Genomic DNA, 21,550 nt, shown 5'->3' on the forward strand with positions numbered 1-21,550 from the left:
CTCAGTCGTCCAGGCCCCGCTCGATGGCGTACCGGGTCAGCTCGACCCGGTTGTGCAACTGGAGCTTGCCCAGGGTGTTCTGCACGTGGTTCTGCACGGTCCGGTGGGACAGGCTCAGCCGGTCGGCGATCTGCTTGTAGGACAGCCCCTTGGCGACCAGACGCAGCACCTCGGTCTCCCGTTCGGTGAGCCGGGGTGCGTCGTCGTGCGGGGCGGGCGGCTCCGCGGCCAGCCGCCGGTACTCCCCCAGCACCAGCCCGGCCAGGCCGGGCGTGAACACCGGCTCACCGGCCGCCGTGCGGCGCACCGCGTCCAGGAACTCCGCCGGTGCGGCCGACTTGATCAGGTAGCCGGTGGCGCCGGCCTTGACCGCGTCCAGCACGCCCTGCGGTTCGCCGCTGGCCGAGAGCATGAGCACCCGCACGTCGGGCAGCGCGGCGCGCAGGCCCCGGATCACCTCGACGCCGGAGATGTCCGGCAGCTGGAGGTCGAGCACGACCAGGTCGGGACGGGCCGCGGCGGCCACCCGTACCGCCTGCCGCCCCTCACCACTGGTCGCCACCACCTGGTGGCCCGCCTCGGTGAGGTCACGGGCCACACCCTCGCGCCACATCGGGTGGTCGTCGACCACCATCACCCGGATGCTCACCCGCGGCTCCTCGGCACGACCAGCTCGATCTCGGTGCCGGCGCCGGGCGCGGAGACGATCCGCACCTCGCCGCCCAGGTCGGCCACCCGGCCCCGGATGGACTGCGCCACCCCGAGCCGCCCCTGCGCGGCGGCCTCCGCCAGCCGCCCCTCCGGGATGCCCGGTCCCTCGTCGCGTACCGAGACGGTCACCGTCTCCTCCTCGTCCTCGATCAGCACCCAGGCCCGCCCGCCGGCGTGCCGGGCCACGTTGTCGAGCGCCGCGCCGACCGCAGCGCCCAGCTCACCGGCGGCCCGCGCCGGCAACGGCACCGGTGTGGCGGGCGCGGACACCACGACGGTGGCCGAGGCGTACCTGTCGATCAGGTCGCGCAGATCCTGCTCGTCCCCGCCCGGGTCCGGCGGCGCGCCCGCCCGGCCGATCAGCGCCCGCAGCGCCGCCTCCTGCTCGCCGGCCAGCCGGGCCAGCTCGGCCGCCTCGCCGTCCAGGTCCGCGCCGCGCCGCCGGACCAGCGCGAGCACCTGGAGCACCGAGTCGTGGATGTCGCGGGCCAGCCGTTCCCGCTCGCGGGTGGCCGCCTCCAGCTCCACCGCCCGCTGCAACCGCTCCTCCGCCTGCACCGCCAGCCGGGCCACGTGCCCGACCACCACGCCGGCGAGCAGCATGAGGATCGCCCCGGTCAGCGCGGACGGGCTGATCCGGTCGCGGGTGGCGAGGTCGGCGCCGCCGAGGACGATCGCGGCCACCGCGCCGCGCCGCCGCCCGCCGGAGACCGCCCAGGCGAGCACCGGCCCGGCCAGCCAGGCGGCGGTCAGCATCGGCACCCCGGCGGCGAGCGCCGCGCGGCCCACCACCCAGGGCGTGACCAGGATGATCGCCAGCACCACGCCGAGGTCGGCCAGGAGCAGCGGCCAGCGCCGCCCGGCCGGACGGCCGTAACCGGCCGCCGTCACGCCGCTCCACGCCAGCATCGCCAGCAGGACACCGCCCGCGGCGACCGGGTGCGCGTAGCGGTCCGCGTCGCGCAGCACGACCAGTCCGACGTACGCGAGCGCGGCGAAGCGGAACACCGCTATCGATCGCCAGAAGGGGCCCTCGAGGCCGGAGGACGACGGCATGTGCGACACCCTGTCACAGCCGGTCCAGGGCACCCCGGGCGGTGCGGCCCGAGAAACCCTGACGTACGGTGGAAATGCCGCGAAAGTCGTCGAGAACCATCGTCGGGACGGGGTCATGACAGACGCAGAACTCCCCGCACCGCGTACGGTTGTGCCCATCGAACCTTCCCTGCTTCTCGCCACGGCCTTCGACCAGGCGCAGGTGACCGGGCTGCGGCACTCGGTCACCTCCTGTGCGCACGGCTCGGGCCTGTCCGGCCAACGGCTGGACGACTTCGTGCTGGCGGTCAACGAGCTGATCACCAACGCGGTCCGGCACGGCGGCGGGCAGGGCTGGCTGCGGCTCTGGGAGCGGAACGGCGAACTGGTCTGCGAGGTCGCCGACCACGGGCCCGGGATCAGCGAACGGCGGCTGCGCGACCGCGAGCGGCCCGCGCCGGACACCGCCGGCGGCTGGGGCCTCTGGCTGGCCCGGGAGCTGAGCGACGCGATGGAGGTGGAGACCGGCGACGCCGGCACCGTCGTCCGGATCACCGCCGCGCTCGCCACCCGCCAGCACGCCACCGGCCCACTGGACGGCTGACCCCGCCGCCGGCGTCAGGCGAACAGGGCGCTCACCGACTCCCCGTTGTGGATCCGCCGCATCGCCTCGGCCAGCGCCGGCGCCACCGACAGCACCTCCAGCTTCGGCACCCGCTTCTCGGCCGGGATCGGCACCGTGTTGGTGCAGACGATCTCCAGGACACCCTCCTGCCCGCCCAGCCGCTCCAGCGCCCCGCTGGAGAACAGGCCGTGCGTACAGGCCAGCCGGATCGAGCGGACCCGCCGCTCCCGCAGATGCGAGATCAGCTCGATCACCGTGCTGCCCTTGGCGATCTCGTCGTCCAGCACGATCACGTCCCGGTCCGCCACGTCACCGATGATCGTGCTGATCTGCACCCGGTCGTCGCTGTAGCGCTGCTTCGCGCCGGCCGCCACGGGCGTACCCAGCATCCGGGCGAACGCCGCGGCCTCCTTGGCGTTGCCCAGGTCCGGCGAGACCACCACCGCGTTGCTCAGGTCGTACCCCTTGAAGTGGGCGGCCAGTTCGCGCAGCGCGTGCAGGTGGTCCACCGGGACGCTGAAGAAGCCGTGCACCTGCGGCGAGTGCAGCGTCATGGCCAGCACCCGGTCCGCGCCCGCGGAGGTGAGCAGGTCGGCGACGAGCCGGCCGCCGATGGAGATGCGCGGCGCGTCCTTCTTGTCCGAACGCGCGTACGCGTAGTGCGGCAGCACCACTGTGATCCGCGCGGCCGACGCGCCGCGGGCCGCGTCGATCATGAGCAGCAGCTCGACCAGGTGCTCCTGCACCGGCGGCACCAGCGGCTGGATGAGGAAGACGTCGCGCTCCCGGCAGTTCGCCTGCAACTGCACCTCCAGGCAGTCGTTGGCGAACCGGGACACCCGTACCGGGTGCAGCGGGACGTGGAGGTGGGCGCAGATCTCGGCGGCGAGGTCGGGATGGGCTGATCCGCTGAACACGGCAATGTCACGCACGTCTGATGATCGTACGGGCCGCCGGAGGGAGACGGTGGACGCTCGCGGCGGGTACGGTGCTGCCGTGACCGCAGAGTTCGTCGCCGCCATCGACCAGGGCACCACGTCCTCGCGCTGCATCGTCTTCGACCGGGCCGGTGAGATCGTCGCCGTGGCCCAGCGCGAGCACCGGCAGATCTTCCCCCGGCCCGGCTGGGTGGAGCACGACGCCGAGGAGATCTGGACGAACGTCGAGCACGTGGTGCGCGAGGCGCTGGCCAGCGCCGACATCGGCACCGAGTCGCTGGCCGCGGTGGGCATCACCAACCAGCGCGAGACCACTGTGATGTGGGACCGGGAGACCGGCCGTCCGGTGGCGAACGCCATCGTCTGGCAGGACACCCGCACCGGTCCGCTGCTGCGGGAGCTGACCGAGGCGTACGACGAGGAGCGGCTGCGGACCCGCACCGGCCTGACCCCGGCCACCTACTTCGCCGGCCCGAAGCTGCGCTGGCTGCTCGACAACGTCGACGGGCTGCGCGAGCGGGCCGAGCGCGGCGAGGTGCTGTTCGGCACCATGGACAGCTGGCTGATCTGGAAGCTGACCGGCCGGCACGTCACCGACGTGACGAACGCCAGCCGCACCATGCTGATGGACCTGGAGACGCTCGACTGGGCCCCGGAGCTGCTCGACGCGCTGCGCGTCCCGGCCGCCGTGCTGCCGGAGATCCGCAGCTCGGCCGAGGTGTACGGCACCGCCCAGGGGGTGCTGGCCGGGGTGCCGGTGGCGAGCGCGCTCGGCGACCAGCAGGCGGCCCTGTTCGGGCAGACCTGTTTCCAGCCCGGCGAGGCCAAGTGCACCTACGGCACCGGCAGCTTCCTGCTGCTCAACACCGGCGCCAGCCCGGTGCCGTCGCGGCACGGCCTGCTCACCACCGTGGCGTACCGGATCGAGGGCCAGCCCGCCGTGTACGCGCTGGAGGGTGCCATCGCGGTCACCGGCTCGCTCGTGCAGTGGCTGCGCGACAACCTCGGCCTGATCTCCTCCGCCCCGCAGGTCGAGGAGCTGGCCCGCACCGTCGACGACAACGGCGGCTGCTACGTGGTGCCGGCCTTCTCCGGCCTGTTCGCCCCGCACTGGCGCAGCGACGCCCGGGGCGTGATCGCCGGGCTGACCGGCTACATCACCAAGGGGCACCTGGCCCGCGCGGTGCTGGAGGCGTCGGCCTTCCAGACCCGGGAGGTGGTGGACGCGATGAACGCCGACTCCGACGTGGCGCTGCGCCGGCTGCGGGTCGACGGCGGGATGACCGGCAACGAGCTGCTGATGCAGTTCCTCGCCGATGTGCTCGACGTGCCGGTCGTGCGGTCCCGGATCACCGAGACGACCTGCCTCGGCGCCGCGTACGCCGCCGGCCTGGCCGTCGGGTTCTGGCCGGACCTGGCCACGCTGCGCGAGAAGTGGCGATCGGACGCGCAGTGGGAGTCGACGATGGACCCGGCGCACCGGGAGCACGAGCTGCGCCAGTGGCGCAAGGCGGTGCGGCGCACGCTCGACTGGGTCGACTAGGGCGTGTCCTGCCGATCTTGTAGTGGTTGATCGCTGACGATGTGCCGGTGGTGCGTCGTGGTGAGTTGACCGATGAGGCGTGGGCGGTGATCGCGCCGCTGCTACCGGAACCTGGCGGAGCGCGGGGGCGGTGGCGGGATCACCGGCAGGTCATCAACGGGATCCTGTGGAAGCTGCGTACGGGTGCGCCGTGGCGTGACCTGCCGGAACGTTTCGGGCCGTGGAAGACCTGTCATGAGCGTCTGCGCCGCTGGACCGCTGACGGGACATGGGATCGGATCCTCGCGGCGGCGCAGGTGCATGACGACGGCACGCCGGTGCAGTGGACGATCAGCATCGACTCGTCGATCGTGCGGGCGCATCAGCATGCCGCTGGCGCCCGCAAAAAGGGGGCTCCCCGACAAGTGCGGCGACGCCTGGTGCGCAAGATGGCGAGGCCATCGGCCGGTCCCGCGGCGGGTTGAGCACGAAGATCCACCTCGCCGTCGACGGACGCGGACGGCCGCTGTCGATCCTGCTCACCCCAGGCCAAGCCGGCGACAACCCGCAGCTGTTGGCGCTGCTGGACGCGATCCGCGTCAACGAGCCCGGGCCGGGTCGGCCCCGCAAGCGACCGGAGGTGCTGATCGCGGACAAGGGCTATGCGCATGACTCGACCCGGCGAGCCCTGCGACAACGCGGGATCCGGCACGTCATCCCGGAACGCAGCGACCAGGTCGCTCGCCGGGCCGCCAAGGGCAGCCACGGCGGGCGACCACCGGCCTTCGACAAGGCGATCTACCGCAAGCGCAACGTCGTGGAACGTTGCTTCAACCGGCTCAAGCAGTGGCGTGACCTGGCAACGCGATACGCCAAACGCGCATCCCTCTACCGAGCCGGCCTCGTCCTGATCGCTGCCGTCATCTGGCTCCCATGATCGACAGGACACGCCCTAGCCCGATCCTCCGACCCGGGTCGGTGAGCGTCGTCCCCTGCATGATCGCGTCCGCCCCGGACGTGGCCCGGCCCGCCAGGCCCCACGGAGGCGCCGGCCCTGCAGCGGTTCAGGATGCGACGGTCTGGGCAACGGCCACGAACCCGACGACGGCGGTGAGCAGCGTGACGACCTGCGCGAATCGACGGTGCCGGTTCAACATCCCCGAGATCCAGTGCGGCTCCCGCGACGTGCCGTCCTCACGGTCGGGCCGGGGTGGCACCAGAAGAATGGCCGCTGCGATCGGCAGGCCGAATCCCACGCCGTACGCGATGCCCTGCCACCAGGGCGCGACATTGAGCAGACCGAGAACGATCAAGGCCCATGTCGCGGCGGAGATCCGGAACGTCGTCACGGCCAGTCCGGTGTCCAGTCCCCAGATCAGCGCCCCCCTGGTGTTGCCGTAGCGGAAGACCAGGTTCTTCGGGGTCTGACGGCGGAAGGTGATCGGGCACATCGTGCGGCGACGGAACGACAGGACGTCCAGCACGATCAGCGCGCCGATGCACACCAGTGCTGCCGCCAGGCGTGCCTTCTCCGGAAGCAGGTACGTGCCGAGGGCCATGCCGACGAAGTTGGCGATGCCGAAGAGTGCGGTCGCTGAGACCAGGAATCCGGCACAGAGCGCCCCTGTCGGCAGTCCTGCGTCGCGGAACCGGTGAGCGAGTGAGTTGCCCCCCTGCACCAGAGGGGTTCGAGGGGTGCCGCTGAGAGCCAGCGGACGCAACATCCCCACGAACGAAACGCCTCAAGGACTGAACAACTGGGCGAAGCCCGCGGTCATGGCCAGGACCACCATGGCCGGAACGACGAGATCAGACGGAGCGGTCATACATTCTCCGGCGCCACCGCAGCCTGCCGGGAGCCACCGACGTCACGTACCGAGGCGCGGACGAGTTCGAGTTGCCGGATCGAAGGAATGCTACTGGCGCGGGTCATCCGCCCATGCTCGATGACGACTGCGGCAGGCGTCAGCTTGAGCCCCAGTCCGGAGGCGATCTTGCCATCGCGGTCGATCAGAGTCCGCTCGGGATCCAGCCGGTAGCTCAGCGCGAGCTCGCCGGCGCCGTCCGCCCCCTGGCCGGGCTCGACGACCAGGAAGAGGTCGGGGTGGACGCTGCCGTCCAGCGAGGCGGCGATCGAGCGGCATGTGCCGCATCGGTCGGAGAGCAGAAGCACGACCCCCCGGACCGCGGTGTCCAGAGTCGCCGGCAGGCCGGCTCTGCTCGGCGTGCGGTCGGCCGGCAGATCGAGCGGGATCGGCCGGTCGACCAGACCGCTGTACTCCCGAAGTTGCTCGATGGTCCGGTACATCTCGACCTGCGAGCCGAGAAGCAGCAGGAGCAGCGTTCCCAGCAGCACGACGGCCACCGACAAAGCTATTGTCATCGAACCCCTTCAATCGTGTGGAGGCCGACGACAATGTCGGCCCGAGACTCCGCGGCCTCCTCGATGGCCGCCCGGTAGGCCGCGTCGTTCCGCCAGGCCCGAACGACCTTGACGGCGTGCAGCCCGGAGGAGGCGACGACGGCCAGGGCCAGGAGATTCAGACCCTGCGAAACGGACCACTGCGGCGGGGACAAGGTGAGCACAGCAGCCGCCGCCAGCCACAGCGGAAGAAGGATGATCTGCTTCCGGCCGAGAAGCCCGTCCGCGGCAGCGCCCAGACACGAACAGGCAACGGGCTGTTCGGCACGCAGACTCAGCGCGCCGGCTGCGGCGAAGGCCACGCCGAGAGCGGCCACGGCAACCGAGGGCCACGCCATCGCAGGAAACAGCATCAGGCCGACGGCCGTGCCGAGTTCTGCGACCGGCACCAGGACACGGAGGGGTGGAATCAGAACGTCCGGCACTCCCAGGCCGGCCAATGTCGAGCCGAACGAGGACTGCGCTCTGAGCTTCTCCACCCCACCGACGACGAACACGGCAGTCAGCGCAAAGGCAACAAGTGCCGAAAACAGAACCACGCGGTTACCCTCTTGCCTCGATCAGCAGCCGATGCCGTCATCCGCACCCGGCGCCGTCGTCCCACCAGATGGAGCAGTAGTAGACACCGCCCTGCCAGCAAGTACCGCTGTCCCTCTGGCATTCTCCGCAACCGATGATGCGCATGCCCGCCTGGCACCACCAGTACCTCTTGTAGCCCTTGCTGCAGGAGAACCTCTCGTCGCACCCACTGCACCTCGTGTTGCTGGCAAGTGAGCAGCAAGGCGACGCAAGGCCGGCTGCGGCGGGCCTGGAGGCCGCGAACACGCCGGACAGCCCGGCGACGATAGCGAGCCCTCCGCGGCCGAAGAACTTGAGGACGCCGCGGCGCCCGTCAGTCATCGGTTCGAGCCGACCAGAGCCAGATGATTGGACGGACGCAGTTGTATTTTGGGCAGGCGAAACCAACGTATCCATTGACAAGTCCTTGGGTGAGGCGGTCTAGGAATTCTTCGGAAGCGTCGCGAATGCAGACACCGGCTTCACACTCACGCATGAGAGTTCGCCGTTCACATCATTCTTGACGCAGAAGGCGATCGATTCCTCGGACGTCGCACTTCGCGAGACCGTCGTTCCCGGATTCTGCAACCTGACCGTTCGCCCGGCGATTCGGGCGGATGACCCCGATGTGCCCTCCAGGTGGCCACGGATCGGCTCGACGAGCGGCATGACGGCTCCCGAGCCGGACTCGTCCAGCATGCCGGCGAGAATCACCCGGTCGCCCGGCTGGAGCTGCCAGCCGGCGGGGAAGCCGGTCACCGGTGCCACGTGTCTGGCGACCACGGACCCGGAGGACGACAACACCTCCACCTCGGCGGCGCCGCCGGAGCTTCTGATCACCCTGGCGATGCGGGCTCGGCCAGGTGAGCTTGTCGGAGCTGCGGCATTAGCGGCGGTTACACCGACAGCCGCCGCGCCGGCGGCACCCGCCACCAGAGCCGCCGATCCAGAGATCAATGAACGTCGTGACAACCTGCCATGGCCGGCCATCTGCCTCCCCCGTCTTTTGTGGAGATGCCCTCCAACTCGCAGCCTGCCATCGACATGGCAACATGTCAATGCATCATTACGCTGCGGCATCGAATCAGCAGGCGCTTCTGTCGCAGTTCGGGGAACCGTCGCAAATGGGTTTGACAGACGCCACCATTCGACTTGTTGCGCTGCACCCCCTGGGCACAGAGAACGGCACCGACCCGGGTCGCAGTTCGACCCGCACGTGAGGTCAGTCCCAGCTGTTGCCGGTCAGCTTCTCGTACACCTCGACGTAGCGGGTCCGGGTCGCCTCGATGACTTCTGCCGGCACCTCGGGGGCGGGCGGCTGCTTGTCCCAGCCGCTCGACGTGGCCCAGTCCCGCACGTACTGCTTGTCGTAGGAGAACTGGGCGCGGCCCGGCTGGTACGACTCGGCCGGCCAGAACCGGGACGAGTCGGAGGTGAGCACCTCGTCGCCGAGGACCAGCGTGCCGTCCGGCGCCCAGCCCAGCTCCAGCTTCGTATCGGCGATCAGGATGCCCCGCTCGGCGGCGATCTCCGCGCCGCGCCGGTAGACGTCGACGGTGATCTGCCGCAGCCGCTCCGCGACCTCCGGCCCGACCTTGTCCACCACCTGCTCGTACGTGATCGGCTCGTCGTGCTCGCCCTTCGGCGCCTTGGTCGACGGCGTGAAGATCGGTTCGGGCAGGATCGACGCCTCGACCAGGCCGCGGGGCAGCGGCACCCCGGAGACCGAGCCGGTGCGCTGGTATTCGGCGAAGCCGCCGCCGGTCAGGTAGCCCCGGGCCACGCACTCGACCGGCACCATGTCCAGCCGCCGGCAGCGGATCGCCCGGCCGGCGAACTCCGCCGGCACGTCCGTCGCGGAGATCACATGGTTCGGCACCAGGTCGGACAGCTGCTCGAACCACCACAGCGACAGCGCGGTGAGCAGGCGGCCCTTGTCCGGGATCGGGGTCGGCAGCACCACGTCGTAGATGGAGACGCGGTCCGTGGCGACCAGGATCAGGTCCTCGCCGTCGGCGTAGACGTCCCTGACCTTGCCCGAGTGCAGAAGTTCCACGGCGCTAGTACACCATGACCGCCGGGGGTCGCCCGGCGCGCCCACCGGGCCCGCCCGGCGTTGACACCCCGCCGGGGGGCCGGTGAAATGATCCGTCCACCCCACCTTCGGAGAGACCTTTGCGCGCTCCGCAGTCCGTACCCCGTCCCGGGCTCGACCGGCGACGGTTCCTCGGCGCGCTCACCGGGCTGCCGATCGCCGGCGGGCTGCCGCTGCTCACCGGGTGCAGCCCGGAGGAGGTGGCCGCCGACGACGGCCCGATCGAGCTGTCCGTGTTCTGGTGGGGCGGCGCCCGCCGGGCCGCGGCCACGGAACAGGCGCTGCGGCTGTACTCGCAGCAGAACCCGCGGGTCAGCTTCCGGGTGACCTGGCAGGGGCTGGGCGGCTACTACGACCGGCTCGCCACCCAGGCCACCGGCGGGAACGCGCCGGACCTCTTCCAGATCGACGACACGTTGCTCGCCGAGTACGCGGGCCGGGACATCCTGCTCGACCTGACCCGGTACGTCGCCGACGATCGGCTCGACCTGCGCGAGGTGCCGGAGCAGCTGGCCCGCTACGGCCGGGTGGACGAGCGCACGGTGGGCGTACCGGCCGCGCAGACGAGCGCGGCGCTGGTGTTCAACCGCCGGCTGCTACGCCGGCTGGGCCAGCCCGAGCCGCGTACCGGCATGTCCTGGAAGGAGTACGTGAGCTGGGCCGCGCGCGTCACGCGCGCCTCCGGCAACCGGGTGGCCGGCACCATGGACGCCTCCGGCGACTACCGGGCGTTCTGGCTCTGGCTACGCGGCCAGGGCAGCGAGCTGTACCAGGGGCGGCAGCTCGGCTTCAGCTCCGCCGAACTGCTCGCCTGGTTCGAGTTCTGGGAGGTGGCGCGGTTCGACCGGGCCACACCGAGCGCCGCGCTGGTCGAGCAGGCCGACAGCGGCGAGCTGGCCCGCCAGCTCGTGGTCACCGGGCACACCGCAGCCTCCTTCGCCTGGTCGCACCAGCTGCCCGAGTTGCAGAGCCTGACCGACGACGAGCTGGGCGCTGTCGCCTTCCCGGGTACGCCCGCCGCCCAGTGGCCGCGCGCATCGATGTACTGGGCCGGTTTCCGGGGCACCCGCCACCCGGAGGCGGTGGTCGACGTGCTCGACTTCCTGACCACGAACGTGGCCGCCGGCCGGCTCCTCGGCGTCGAGCGCGGCCTGAACACCAGCAAGCAGGTGCGCTCGTTCGTCGCCGCGGAGGTGACCGGCCGGGCCGAGAAGCGCATGGCCGCGCTCGGCGCCGAGCTGGACGACCTGGCCGGCCCGTCACCCGCGCCGCCGCCGAAGGGGCACGCCGAGGTGCGCGAGCTGCTGATCGACGCGGCCGAGAGCATCCGCGGCAAGCGGGCCGGTGCCCGTACCGCCACCTCCCGCTTCATGGCCCAGGCGAACGCCGCCCTCGCCGAGTGACCCGCCCTGCCCCGCCCGGCGTGGGCGGGGCGGGCAGGGGTGTCAGCGCGGGGGGCGGTTGCGGCGGCCGCGGGTGAGCAGCACCACCAGCAGCACGATGCCGCCGACCACCACGAGGCAGCAGAGCAGGCCGAGGATGCCGAACCCGCCACGGGACCGCCGGCGCGCCGCCTCCACCACGATCTCGCCGGTGCCGGACGACGCCCAGGCCGCGACCGGTACGAAGACCGAGAGCACGACCGTACCGAGGACCGCGCCCAGGCGGCCCCACCACTTGTTCCATGCAGACATGTCCCCATCCTCGCCGAGGCCTGCAACCGGGGCACGGCGGACAGGGCGGATGTCTCCGGACACGTCGCGTCGTCGCCGCAGGCCGGGTGGCTTTACTCACGATTAGCCGTCCATTTGGACTGTTACGGTTTCCTGGTGACCTCCTCCTCGCCCTCGGTCCCCGCCCCGGCCCTCGCCGGGAAGCGGGAATGGGCAGCCCTCGTGGTACTCGTCCTCGTGGTCCTTCTCCTGGCCGTCGACGGGACGGTCCTCTACCTCGCGGTCCCGTCACTGACCGAGGACATCGGGCCCACCGCCACGCAGATCCTGTGGATCGGGGACATCTACGCCTTCGTGCTCGCCGGGCTCCTGATCACGATGGGCAACCTGGCCGACCGGATCGGCCGCAAGCGCCTGCTGATGATCGGCACTGTGGGGTTCGGCTCGGCGTCCGTGCTGGCGGCCTTCGCCTCCACCCCGGAGGTGCTGATCGCGGCCCGTGCGCTTCTCGGCCTGGCCGGCGCCACATTGATGCCGTCGACGCTCTCCATCGTCCGGTCGATGTTCGCCGATCGCGCTCAGCGCGCCCGGGCCATCGCGCTCTGGTCGGCCGGGGCGACCGCCGGGGCCGCGCTCGGCCCGCTGGTGGGCGGCGCGCTGCTGGAGCGCTTCTGGTGGGGATCGGTCTTCCTGATCAACGTGCCGGTCATGGTGCTGGCGCTGGTGGCGGGACGGCTGCTGCTGCCGGAGTCGAAGGGCGAGGCGCCGGCGCGGATCGACGTGGGTTCCTCGGCGCTGTCCATCGTCACGATCGTCCCGCTGGTCTTCGCCCTCAAGCGTCTGTTCAGTGACGGCGTCGACGCCCTCACCGTGGCGGCCACCGCTGTCGGGCTGCTGGCCGGATGGTGGTTCGTGCGGCGGCAGAACCGGCTGGCGGTGCCGCTGCTCGACGTCTCGCTGTTCAAGGTGCCGGCGTTCTCGGGCGCGCTTGCAGCCAACGTGCTGGCCATCTTCGGGTTCCTGGGGCTGCTGTTCTTCTTCTCCCAGTACCTCCAGCTGGTTCGCGGCTTCGGCCCTCTGAAGGCCGGCGCCGCCGAGCTGCCCGGGACACTCGCCGCGGTGCTCGTCGTGGCACTGATCGGCGTCCTGCTGTCGCGGCTGGGGGCGGGCCGCGCGATCGGGCTGGGACTGCTTGTCGCCGCCGTCGGGCTCGCCGTCATGGGGACGAGCGTCGACCTCCGGAGCTACTGGGGCCTGGGCATCGGCCTCGCCGTCATCGGGCTCGGCATCGGTGTCGCCATGACGCTCTCGACGGACGCCGTCGTCGGCGCCGTCCCGGAGCGGCGCGCGGGCGCCGCGTCGGCGGTGGCCGAGACGGCGTACGAGCTGGGCGGCGCGCTCGGCATCGCCGTCCTCGGCTCGTTGCACGGGCTGCTCTACCGTTCGTCGCTGACGCTCCCCGCCGGGACCACCGCCGCCGATCGGGCGCTGGCGGAGGACTCCCTGGCCGCGGCCGTGTACGGGTCACCGGCGCCCGGCGTCGTGGCCGCTGCGCAGGACGCCTTCGCCCAGGCGATGCAGTCCGCCACCTTCGTCGCCGCCGTGATCCTGGTCGGCGCCTCGGTGGTGGCCTGGAAGGTCATCCCCTCCGAGCCCGTGTCTGCTGGAGGTGCTCGTGCCGCCCACTGACCGTCGTCCGATCCGCGATCGCGCACGCACCCGGCGGGCCGTGCTGGACGCCGCCGAACGGGTGGTCACCCGGCACGGCGCCAACGTCAGCCTGGCCGCCATCGCCCGGGAGGCGGGTGTCACCAAGAGCGGCCTGATGCACCACTTCCCCTCCCGTGAGGACCTGTTCGCCGCACTGGTCGAGCAGGTGATCACCCGATTCTGGGAGGAGGTGAACGCCCACGTCGACCCCGGCGACGACCGGCCCGGCGCCTTCACCCGCGGCTACGTGCGCGCCCTCACCGGGGACAGCGCGTACCTGGCGGAACTGAACAGCGCCACCGGCCTGCTCGCGCAACTCGGGATCGACAGCATGGAGCACGTGCTCGCGGTGGATCCCGAGGACCCGGCGCGCTGGAACCGCGCCTTCGAGGCCGACGGCCTGCCACCGGGCCGCGTCTGGGCCGTCCGGTACGCCGCGGAGGGACTCGCCATCGGCATCGGCACCGCCTATGTCACTGACGAGCAGCTCCGGCTGGCCCGCGCGGAACTGCTCGCCCTCACCGAGACGGCCCCGGAATGAGTTCAGGCCCGGAATCCGTGGATTCCGGGCCTGAACCTTGGTAGCGGGGACAGGATTTGAACCTGCGACCTCTGGGTTATGAGCCCAGCGAGCTACCGAGCTGCTCCACCCCGCGTCGGCTCACAAAGCTTATCGCACCCCGATCCTGGAGATCAGCCGGGTACCCGGATCCGCTGCCGACCGTTCCCGGGACGCCTCGGGCAGGAACGGCGAAGGGCCCCGGAGAGAACTCCGGGGCCCTTCGTCACGAGTAGCGGGGACAGGATTTGAACCTGCGACCTCTGGGTTATGAGCCCAGCGAGCTACCGAGCTGCTCCACCCCGCGTCGGCTCGACAACCGTAGCGCACCGACCCGGGCAGGCGCAAAACGGGTACTCAGTCCAGCCACCGCCGGATCGCCTCGACCGCCCGGCGGCTGTCCGCGTCGAACTGGGCGCGCTGGGTCGAGGTGCTCTCCCAGCCCTGTTCCCACAGCACCGTCACCACGTCGCCGGAGCGCACCGCGCGTACCAGGTGCACCTCGTCGCCGCCGCTCGGATCGCCGTTGGCGTCCCGGTACGGCGTCCGCGTCTCGAACAGCACCGACTCGTCGCCGTACCCGCTGTCGGGCAGCAGACGCTGCCGCACCGTCACCGGCGGCGTGCCCCGGGCGGGCTGCTCGGGGCACGCCCGTACCGCCCCGCGCAGCTCGGCCAGCGCCGCGCCGGCGCCGCCGGACCGGTAGATCGTGATGCTGTGCCGGTAGTTGCCGGACGGCACCTCGTCGGCCGGTGCGCCGGCCCGCCGGTACGGCAGCGACCGGGCCCGCTGCGCGACCACCCGCTCGTCGCCGGGCGTCGCGCCGCACAGCACCGGCAGAACCGGTCCCGGGCCGAAGTAGTTGCCGGTGCCGGCGTCGTTCGCGGCGGGCAGCACGAAGAACGCCCGGTCCGGGATCGTGGTCGGGGTCGCCGCGGCCGGAGGCGTGGTGGTCACGATCGGACTGCGCGAGCCGGAGGTACGGCCGACGGCCGGCGGCGGCGTGGTGGGCGACGGCGCGACCGAGGGCGCGGCGGCCGACGGCCGCGGGGTGGGCGTACCCGCGGGGGGTGGAACCGGGACGGGCCCCGGCCCGGCGGCGAGCACCAGCCGGCTTCCGGCCACCGTGCCGGCGACCAGCCCGGCGGCGGCCAGGACGGTGATCGCGGCGCGGCGCCGGGCCCAGCGGTCGGCGCTGCGGCGCAGCCGGTCCGGTGCCGGCAGCACCCGCTCGTCGGTGTCGGCGGCGAGGGACCGGTAGTAGCGGTGCAGTTCACGCGACATCGTTGACCTCCAGCTCCTCGGCGGCGACGCCGGGCAACAGCTCGGCCAGCCGGGCCCGTCCCCGGGACAGCCAGGACTTCACCGTGCCGGTGGGCACGCCGGCCTCCCGGGCGATCTCCTCCACCGGGAGGTCGAACAGGTAGTGCAGGGCGAGCGCCTGCCGGTGCCGGGGCGGGAGCTGCCGCAGCGCCGCGACCAGCAGCACGGTGTCCTCGCCGGGCGGTCCGACATCGGGTGGCGGGCCGGTGCGGCTGGCCGCGAGGCGCCACCCGCGCAGCCGCCGGAACCGGTCGGTCGCCAGCCGGCTGATCACCAGCCGCAGCCACGCCTCCGGCGCGGGATGGCCGGCGAGCTTCGCCCACTGCCGCCAGGCCCGGGCGTACGCCTCCTGCACGAGATCCTGGGCCTCGGCCGGGTCGCCCGCCACCGCGTAGCCGTACCGTACGGCCCGCCCGGACGTGCTGCGGTAGAAGTCGTCGAAGCTGTCCGCGTCCCGCATGTGCCCTCCCGCCCCCACACGTTCACCTGCACTGTTGACGGCGCGGCGGGGTGCGGGGTTGCGGCCGGGGAGTCCGCTTCACGACACGAGCCCGTGGCCCGGGTGACCGTTGCGGTCCCGGACCACGGGCTCGTGGTGTCAGCTCGGCGTCAGCCGCCCGGTGTCGGCGCGGGCGACGTCGGCGCCGGTGGCGAGACGCTGCCCGACGGCGCCGGGTTGCCCGAGCCGTTCGCCGCGGCCTGGGCCTGCTGGAACGCGCTCATCGCCTCGTCCAGCGCCTTCAGCGCACGCCCGTACCGCTCGAAGTCGCCGGACGTCTGCGCGGCCTTGACCTCGGCGATCGCGGTCTGCACCCGGGCGGCCGCCTGGGCCAGCTCCCCGCTCATCGGCGGCGGCGTGTTGTTGTTGTCGCCCCCGGTGGGCGGCGGCGTGGGGTTGTCGTCGGTGCTGGGCGGCGGGTTGTTGTTCGGCGCCCGCTTGCCCTGCTCGACGAGCTGTTTGATGCCGTCGCTGAGGTTGTTGGCGAGCACCACGTACGAGCCGCCGTCACCGTAGGAGAGCAGCACCTTCTGCAACAGCGGGTACGCGTCCTGGCTGCTGCTCTTCACGTACACCGGCTCGACGTAGAGCATGCCGTCGGCGAACGGCAGCGAGAGCAGGTTGCCGTACTGCACCTGCGCCTGGTTGGACGAGAGCAGGTTGAGCTGCTGCCGGATGTCGCCGTTGTTGGTCATCTGCTGGTGCACCTGCGTCGGCCCGGAGATCCGGGTCTGGTCCGGCAGCTCCAGCACCTCCAGCTTCGGCTGCCCGTCGACGTACGACCCGGAGACCAGCGCGGCGAGGTTCTGCCGCCCGTTCGGGGTGACCGCCGAGGTCAGCTGGAAGCGTGGACCGTCCTGCCCGGGGAACTGGGTGAACAGGTAGTACGGCGGCTGCTTCTGCCCGCTGTCCGGCGCGTCCGGCACGTTCGGCACCTGCCAGAAGTCCTGGCCGGAGTAGAAGTCGCCGGGGTCGGTGACGTGGAACTTGGTCAGCAGGTTGCGCTGCACCTTGAACAGGTCGGCCGGGTAGCGGAAGTGCTCGGCCAGCTCGGCCGGGATGTCGCCCTTGGGCAGCACCAGGTCGCCGCCGAACGCCTTGTTCCACGCCTTGAGCACCGGGTCGGTGTCGTCGTACGAGTAGAGCTTGACCGTGCCGTCGTACGCGTCGACAGTCGCCTTCACCGAGTTGCGGATGTAGTTGACGTTCTCCCGGGCGAGCTGGAACGTGCCCCGGCCGGTCAGCTCGTCGGCGGTCTCGGCCTGGAGGTTGACCCGCTCGGCGTACGGGTAGGTCGCGGCCGTGGTGTAGCCGTCGATGATCCACAGGACGCGCCCGTTGACCACCGCCGGGTACGGGTCGCCGTCGAGCGTGAGGAACGGCGCGACCTTCTCCACCCGGTCGCGCGGGTTACGCACGTACAGCAGCTTCGAGTTCTCGTTGACCGCCTCGGAGAGCAGGAAGTTCGACTCCTGCTCCTTGATCGCGTAGAGCAGCCGGCGCGGGAACGAGCCGATCTTGACGCCGCCCTCACCGGTGTAGGTGTAGTACTGCTCGCCGCCGGTGGAGGTGGGCCGGTCGAACTCGACGTTGCGCTCGCCGGTCTGCCCGACGATCGCGTAGTCGTCCGGCTCCATCCGCTCGCCGTAGTAGATCCGCGGCTGCTGGGCCGGGATCTCCTCGGCCGGCGCGGAGCACGCCTCCTGTGCCTTGTCGCCGAGGAAGCCGGAGACGAAGTACGGCTGGCCGCCGCAGACCACCTGGTTCGCCGGGGCGGCCACCAGGCCGTACCCGTGGGTGTAGACGGTGTGGCGGTTGATCCAGTTGCTCTGCTGGTCGGTCAGCTCGCCGTAGTTGATCTCACGGACGCCGACCACGTAGTCGGAGGTCTTGTCCTTGACCGAGTACCTGTCGATGTCCAGCTTCGAGCCGAAGTCGTAGAAGCCGCGGACCTGCTGGAGCTGCGTGTACGTCTCGGAGACCAGCTGCGGGTCGAGCAGCCGGATGTTCGACACCACTGACGTGTCGGTGGCCAGGCTGGCGGGTGGAACGAGGTTGCTGGCCGCGTACGGTGTGGTCTTCGTGCCGTCGAGGCTGAACGCGGTGCGGGTGGCCTTGATGCTGCGTTCGATGTACGGCGCCTCCTTGTCCCGGGCGCTCGGCTTGACCTCGAACGTCTGCACGGCCCACGGGTAGATGCCGCCGATCGCCACCGCGGAGACGCCCAGCAGGGCCAGCGAGATGCCCGGCCAGACCAGGTTCCGCATGACGGCGTTGGAGAACACGATGATCGCCAGCGCCACCAGGACGGAGATCCAGGCGAGGATCTCCTTCGCCGGGAGCAGCGCGTTAACGTCGGCGTAGCCGGCGCCGTAGAGCTTGGCGCCCTCGTTGTACTCCAGCAGCATGGCCCGCCGGTCGAGCACGTAGGCGACGGCCTTGAGCAGCACGAACACGGCTACCAGCGTGCTGAGGTGGGCGCGGGCGGCGTTCGTCATCCGGTCGCCGACGCCCTGAAGGCGCACGCCGCCGAAGATGTAGTGCACCGCCAGCGCGCCGAGCAGCGACAGCACCACGACTGTGAAGCCGACGCCGAGCAGGTAGCGCCAGAACGGGAGCTGGAAGACGTAGAAGCCGACGTCGACGCCGAACTCCGGGTCCTTCACGCCGAAGTCGCCGCCGTTGCGGAACAGCAGCCACTGACCCCAGCGGCTCTGCGCGGAGAGGCCGGCGAACAGCCCGACGACGGCGGCGGCGAGCGCGATCCAGGTGCCGAGCCGCGGGCTCAGCAGCATCCGGTAGCGCTCCAGCGTGGCCTGCTCGGCCGAGTGCGGACGCATCTTGGGCCGCAGCCGGTGGGCCAGCCAGAGGTTGCCGCCGACGAGCAGCGCCATGCCGACGCCGACCACGAGGAACAGCAGCAGGCGGGTGGCGAGCACGCCGGTGAAGACCTGGGTGTAGCGGACCTCGTCGAACCAGAGCCAGTCGGTCCAGGCGTTGACGCCCCACCCGAGGAGGGTGAACAAGATGAACACCCCGATCAGGACACCGATGGTGACGCGTCCGCGCCGGCTCATCCTCGGTAAGGGACTGCTACGCATGACCACTGTTGGCTCCGCACGCTCGATGTGATCGGCTCCGACCAGGCACCAAGAGTACGGGGTGTTCCTGAGCACGTCGGGTCAAGGTCACGTCACGATCCGCCCGCCGGCCGCCGCCCGGCCCGCCTCAGCAGCGCGTCGGCTGTCCCCCGGCGCGCAGCGTCTCGAGTGCCTTCAATGCCTCACCCAGCGTGGCGACCCTCAGCAGCGGCAGTCCCGGCTGCGGGTTGCGGACCGCCTCGGCGCAGTTGTCGGCGGGCACCAGGAACGCCTTCGCGCCCGCGTCCTTGGCGCCGACCAGCTTCTGCGCGATGCCGCCGATCGGACCGACGCGACCTTCGTCGTCGATGGTGCCGGTACCGGCGATGATCTTCCCGCCGGTGAGGTCGGCCGGCTCCAGCTTGTCGATGATGCCGAGCGAGAACATCAGCCCGGCGCTCGGCCCGCCGATGTCACCCAGGTCGATCTTCAGGGTGAACGGGTGCGGCTGCTGCTGGTCGATCTCCACACCGATGCGCGGCCGGCCGTCCTGCTCGCGACTGGTCACCGTCGCCGTACCCGGGGTGTCACCCCGGGTGTAGCCGATCGTCAGCGCGGTGCCCGCGGGCTTCGCCCGGATCAGCTCGGTGAGCTTGGCCGCGCTCGTCACCGGCACCCCGTCGACCGACGTGACCACGTCGTCGGGGCGCAGCACGTCGACCGACGGGCCGCCCGGCGTGACCGCCTTGACCAGCACCTTGATCGGGTAGCCCAGCTCGCGCAGCGCCGCCGTCTCGGCGCTGGTCTGCGAGTTCTGGAAGTCCTCCGCGTTGCGCTTCTCGACCTCTTCCTGCGACTCCCCCGGCGGATAGACCAGCTCCCGCGGCACCACCGCCTCGTCCGAGGAGAACCATCCGGCCAGCGCCGATCGCAGCCGCACGGTCGGCTGCACACCGACAGTGGTGAGCCGGAGCTGACCGGCGGAGGTGGACGTCGCGCGGCCGGTCACCTGGATGACCTCCTTGCCGTCCTCACTGCCCAGCGTGTTCACCGTCGGACCGGGGCCGAGCACCACGTACGGCAGCGGCACGCTCAGCACGCCGACGCTGAGCAGGGCGGTGAGCAGGGCACCGAGGAGGACGGTCACGCCGCGACGTCTCATGGGCCAGAGCGTACCGATCCGCACCGTGCCATCCGGCGCGGTGACCGGCGGACTTCGCCCTCAGCGCAACGCCGAGTGGCACGACCTGCGGCGGGCCCCGCGTACCGTAGAGGTCGTGCCTGATATTCCGTTCGGCTTCGCGCTCCCGGGTGGTCAACCACCGGACCCCAACGATCCCGCGGCGATGCAGCAGTTCATGTCGCAGTTGCAGCACCTGCTCTCGGCGCCGGGCAGCGGGCCGGTCAACTGGGACCTCGCCCGGCAGGTAGCCGCCAGCCAGCTCGCCGCCGCCGGCGACCCGGCGGTGTCGCCGTTCGAACGCAACGCGGTCGAGGAGGCGCTGCGCATCGCCGACCTCTGGCTGGAGCCGGCGACCTCGTGGCCCTCCGGCATCCGCACCTCGGTCGCCTGGAACCGCAACGAGTGGATCTTCAAGACGCTCGACGTGTGGCGCAAGCTCTGCGACCCGGTGGCCAGCCGGATGGTCGGCGCGATGGGCGACCTGGTGCCGCCGGAGGCCCGCGCCCAGCTCGGCCCGATGCAGTCGATGGTCGCCACGCTCGGCGGCGCCCTCTTCGGCGGCCAGCTCGGCCAGGCGCTCGGCTCGCTCGCCGCCGAGGTGCTCTCCGCCGGTGACATCGGCCTGCCGCTCGGCCCCGCCGGCACCGCCGCGCTCGTCCCCGCCAACATCAAGGTGTACGGCGAGGGCCTGGAGCTGCCCGAGGACGAGGTACGCCTCTACGTGGCCCTGCGCGAGGCCGCCCACCAGCGGTTGTTCCAGCACGTGCCGTGGCTGCGCGGGCACGTGCTGACGGCTGTGGAGAACTACGCCGCGGGCATCCGGGTCAACCGGGAGGCGATCGAGGAGGCGATGGGCCGGGTCGACCCGACCGACCCGGAGTCGATGCAGGCGATCGCCCTGGAGGGCATCTTCACGCCCGAGGACACGCCCGCGCAGAAGGCGTCGCTGGCCCGGCTGGAGACCGTGCTCGCCCTGGTCGAGGGCTGGGTCTGCCACGTCGTCGACAGCGCCGCCGGTGACCGCCTCCCCAACGTCGTACGCCTCGGCGAGGCGTTCCGCCGCCGCCGCGCCGCGGGTGGCCCGGCCGAGCAGACGTTCGCCGCGCTGGTCGGCCTCGAACTGCGGCCCCGCCGCCTGCGTGAGGCGACGGTGCTGTGGGCGGCGCTGACCGAGCACCGCGGCATCGCCGGCCGGGACGCGGTCTGGGGCCACCCGGACCTGCTGCCCTCCGACGACGACTTCGCCGCCCCGGAGGCGTTCGCCACGACGAGCACCGACCTCGACGACGAGCTGGCGAACTTCGACTTCTCCGCCCCCGGCGCCCCGGAGGAGAAGTCCCCCGGCGAGGACGACGACAAGCACTGACGCGTACGCGGACGGGGCCCGCACGGTTCACCGTGCGGGCCCCGTCCGCGTTCCCGCTCCCGCCCCACCCCGCCCTGCCCCCGCCCCGCCCTCGCCGCGCCCCGCCCATCTCACCGTCGATCTTGGAGTTGTGGCGCCCAGGATGTCCCGAGTGCGGCTTCTGTGAGGTGCCTCAACTCCAAGATCGGTGAATCGGCGGCAGGGCGGCCATGCGGGCAGCGCGGTGCGGACAGAGCGGGCGGGCAGGGCGG

The 21,550-nt window shown here is 71.6% G+C and carries 20 protein-coding genes and 2 tRNA genes; 7 read left to right on the forward strand and 15 right to left on the reverse strand.

All coding sequences use genetic code 11. The features are described from left to right. Position 1: 1 nt before the first annotated feature. The gene (locus FB455_RS09850) at positions 2–634 is read right to left on the reverse strand and encodes a response regulator (protein WP_030275127.1); all 633 of its coding nucleotides are present in this window, start codon (positions 632–634) and stop codon (positions 2–4) included. 11 nt (positions 635–645) lie between these two features. Next, complete coding sequence (gene macS, locus FB455_RS09855; RefSeq protein ID WP_013475260.1) at positions 646–1,767, reverse strand: MacS family sensor histidine kinase; 1,122 nt, start codon at positions 1,765–1,767, stop codon at positions 646–648. A 115-nt stretch (positions 1,768–1,882) separates the two neighbouring features. Between macS and FB455_RS09860 the strand changes: the two genes are divergently transcribed. After that, the gene (locus FB455_RS09860; RefSeq protein ID WP_013288387.1) at positions 1,883–2,350 is read left to right on the forward strand and encodes an ATP-binding protein; all 468 of its coding nucleotides are present in this window, start codon (positions 1,883–1,885) and stop codon (positions 2,348–2,350) included. 14 nt (positions 2,351–2,364) lie between these two features. Here the strand turns inward: FB455_RS09860 and FB455_RS09865 are convergent, their stop codons facing one another. Continuing rightward, on the reverse strand, positions 2,365–3,303 hold the full coding sequence (locus FB455_RS09865) for a ribose-phosphate diphosphokinase (protein ID WP_013288388.1): 939 nt from the start codon (positions 3,301–3,303) through the stop codon (positions 2,365–2,367). 64 nt (positions 3,304–3,367) lie between these two features. Between FB455_RS09865 and glpK the strand changes: the two genes are divergently transcribed. After that, a complete protein-coding gene (gene glpK / locus FB455_RS09870) occupies positions 3,368–4,852 on the forward strand; it encodes a glycerol kinase GlpK (protein ID WP_222434131.1) in 1,485 nt (494 codons plus the stop codon). A gap of 50 nt (positions 4,853–4,902) precedes the next feature. Then, a protein-coding gene (locus FB455_RS09875; RefSeq protein WP_435820495.1) for an IS5 family transposase occupies positions 4,903–5,768 on the forward strand; the annotation gives its coding sequence in 2 pieces (ribosomal slippage) (positions 4,903–5,248 and positions 5,248–5,768; 867 coding nt in all). Positions 5,769–5,895: 127 nt separating this feature from the next. On the opposite strand, the gene FB455_RS09880 is transcribed toward FB455_RS09875, so the two are convergent. The 5 genes from FB455_RS09880 to FB455_RS09900 form a co-directional block, all read right to left on the reverse strand. After that, complete coding sequence (locus FB455_RS09880) at positions 5,896–6,555, reverse strand: hypothetical protein (protein WP_145753024.1); 660 nt, start codon at positions 6,553–6,555, stop codon at positions 5,896–5,898. A gap of 98 nt (positions 6,556–6,653) precedes the next feature. Further along, positions 6,654–7,196 (reverse strand): hypothetical protein, encoded by a 543-nt coding sequence (locus FB455_RS09885; RefSeq protein ID WP_198039684.1) that lies wholly within the window; start codon positions 7,194–7,196, stop codon positions 6,654–6,656. A gap of 14 nt (positions 7,197–7,210) precedes the next feature. Further along, positions 7,211–7,792 carry a MauE/DoxX family redox-associated membrane protein gene (locus FB455_RS09890; protein WP_047892761.1) on the reverse strand — a complete coding sequence of 194 codons (582 nt, stop codon included), beginning with the start codon at positions 7,790–7,792 and terminating at the stop codon, positions 7,211–7,213. Between the two features lie 460 nt (positions 7,793–8,252). Then, positions 8,253–8,570, reverse strand: a complete 318-nt coding sequence (locus FB455_RS34240; RefSeq protein ID WP_157551531.1) for a hypothetical protein — start codon at positions 8,568–8,570, stop codon at positions 8,253–8,255. A 463-nt stretch (positions 8,571–9,033) separates the two neighbouring features. After that, positions 9,034–9,867: a phosphoribosylaminoimidazolesuccinocarboxamide synthase gene (locus FB455_RS09900; RefSeq protein WP_030273884.1), complete on the reverse strand. Its 834-nt coding sequence runs from the start codon at positions 9,865–9,867 to the stop codon at positions 9,034–9,036. A gap of 119 nt (positions 9,868–9,986) precedes the next feature. On the opposite strand from FB455_RS09900, the gene FB455_RS09905 reads away from it, so the two are divergent. After that, a complete protein-coding gene (locus FB455_RS09905) occupies positions 9,987–11,309 on the forward strand; it encodes an ABC transporter substrate-binding protein (protein ID WP_013475256.1) in 1,323 nt (440 codons plus the stop codon). A gap of 42 nt (positions 11,310–11,351) precedes the next feature. Here FB455_RS09905 and FB455_RS09910 read toward each other — a convergent pair whose 3' ends face one another. Continuing rightward, positions 11,352–11,600, reverse strand: a complete 249-nt coding sequence (locus tag FB455_RS09910; protein WP_013288392.1) for a hypothetical protein — start codon at positions 11,598–11,600, stop codon at positions 11,352–11,354. A 135-nt stretch (positions 11,601–11,735) separates the two neighbouring features. On the opposite strand from FB455_RS09910, the gene FB455_RS09915 reads away from it, so the two are divergent. Together FB455_RS09915 and FB455_RS09920 are read left to right on the forward strand one after the other, a co-directional pair. Then, positions 11,736–13,268, forward strand: a complete 1,533-nt coding sequence (locus FB455_RS09915; protein ID WP_145753027.1) for an MFS transporter — start codon at positions 11,736–11,738, stop codon at positions 13,266–13,268. Beyond that, complete coding sequence (locus tag FB455_RS09920; protein ID WP_145753029.1) at positions 13,255–13,830, forward strand: TetR/AcrR family transcriptional regulator; 576 nt, start codon at positions 13,255–13,257, stop codon at positions 13,828–13,830. The genes FB455_RS09915 and FB455_RS09920 overlap by 14 nt, the downstream gene beginning before the upstream one ends. Positions 13,831–13,868: 38 nt before the next feature. Here the strand turns inward: FB455_RS09920 and FB455_RS09925 are convergent. The 6 genes from FB455_RS09925 to FB455_RS09950 form a co-directional block, all read right to left on the reverse strand. Then, positions 13,869–13,945, reverse strand: a tRNA-Met gene (locus FB455_RS09925). A 136-nt stretch (positions 13,946–14,081) separates the two neighbouring features. Beyond that, positions 14,082–14,155 (reverse strand) — tRNA-Met (locus FB455_RS09930). A 50-nt stretch (positions 14,156–14,205) separates the two neighbouring features. Further along, positions 14,206–15,132 (reverse strand): hypothetical protein, encoded by a 927-nt coding sequence (locus tag FB455_RS09935; protein ID WP_013475253.1) that lies wholly within the window; start codon positions 15,130–15,132, stop codon positions 14,206–14,208. Further along, positions 15,122–15,631 (reverse strand): RNA polymerase sigma factor, encoded by a 510-nt coding sequence (locus tag FB455_RS09940; protein WP_013288396.1) that lies wholly within the window; start codon positions 15,629–15,631, stop codon positions 15,122–15,124. Before FB455_RS09940 ends, FB455_RS09935 begins: the two co-directional genes overlap by 11 nt. Before the next feature lie 149 nt (positions 15,632–15,780). Beyond that, entirely contained in the window at positions 15,781–18,771 is a 2,991-nt protein-coding gene (locus FB455_RS09945) for a UPF0182 family membrane protein (protein WP_240322227.1), read from the reverse strand. A gap of 127 nt (positions 18,772–18,898) precedes the next feature. Further along, positions 18,899–19,912: a YlbL family protein gene (locus FB455_RS09950; RefSeq protein WP_030273878.1), complete on the reverse strand. Its 1,014-nt coding sequence runs from the start codon at positions 19,910–19,912 to the stop codon at positions 18,899–18,901. A gap of 115 nt (positions 19,913–20,027) precedes the next feature. Here FB455_RS09950 and FB455_RS09955 point away from each other — a divergent pair, with 115 nt between their 5' ends. After that, entirely contained in the window at positions 20,028–21,299 is a 1,272-nt protein-coding gene (locus FB455_RS09955) for a zinc-dependent metalloprotease (protein ID WP_082171395.1), read from the forward strand. Positions 21,300–21,550 lie beyond the last annotated feature (251 nt).

It is taken from the genome of Micromonospora sp. CNZ296, from assembly GCF_007827635.1.

Coding starts and splice junctions, on each gene's coding strand:
- FB455_RS09850 (WP_030275127.1), bottom strand. CDS start 634: ATGGTGGTCGACGACCACCCGATGTGGCGCGAGGGTGTGGCCCGTGAC.
- macS (WP_013475260.1), bottom strand. CDS start 1,767: ATGCCGTCGTCCTCCGGCCTCGAGGGCCCCTTCTGGCGATCGATAGCG.
- FB455_RS09860 (WP_013288387.1), top strand. CDS start 1,883: ATGACAGACGCAGAACTCCCCGCACCGCGTACGGTTGTGCCCATCGAA.
- FB455_RS09880 (WP_145753024.1), bottom strand. CDS start 6,555: ATGTTGCGTCCGCTGGCTCTCAGCGGCACCCCTCGAACCCCTCTGGTG.
- FB455_RS09910 (WP_013288392.1), bottom strand. CDS start 11,600: ATGTCTGCATGGAACAAGTGGTGGGGCCGCCTGGGCGCGGTCCTCGGT.
- FB455_RS09935 (WP_013475253.1), bottom strand. CDS start 15,132: ATGTCGCGTGAACTGCACCGCTACTACCGGTCCCTCGCCGCCGACACC.
- FB455_RS09940 (WP_013288396.1), bottom strand. CDS start 15,631: ATGCGGGACGCGGACAGCTTCGACGACTTCTACCGCAGCACGTCCGGG.
- FB455_RS09945 (WP_240322227.1), bottom strand. CDS start 18,771: ATGCGTAGCAGTCCCTTACCGAGGATGAGCCGGCGCGGACGCGTCACC.
- FB455_RS09950 (WP_030273878.1), bottom strand. CDS start 19,912: ATGAGACGTCGCGGCGTGACCGTCCTCCTCGGTGCCCTGCTCACCGCC.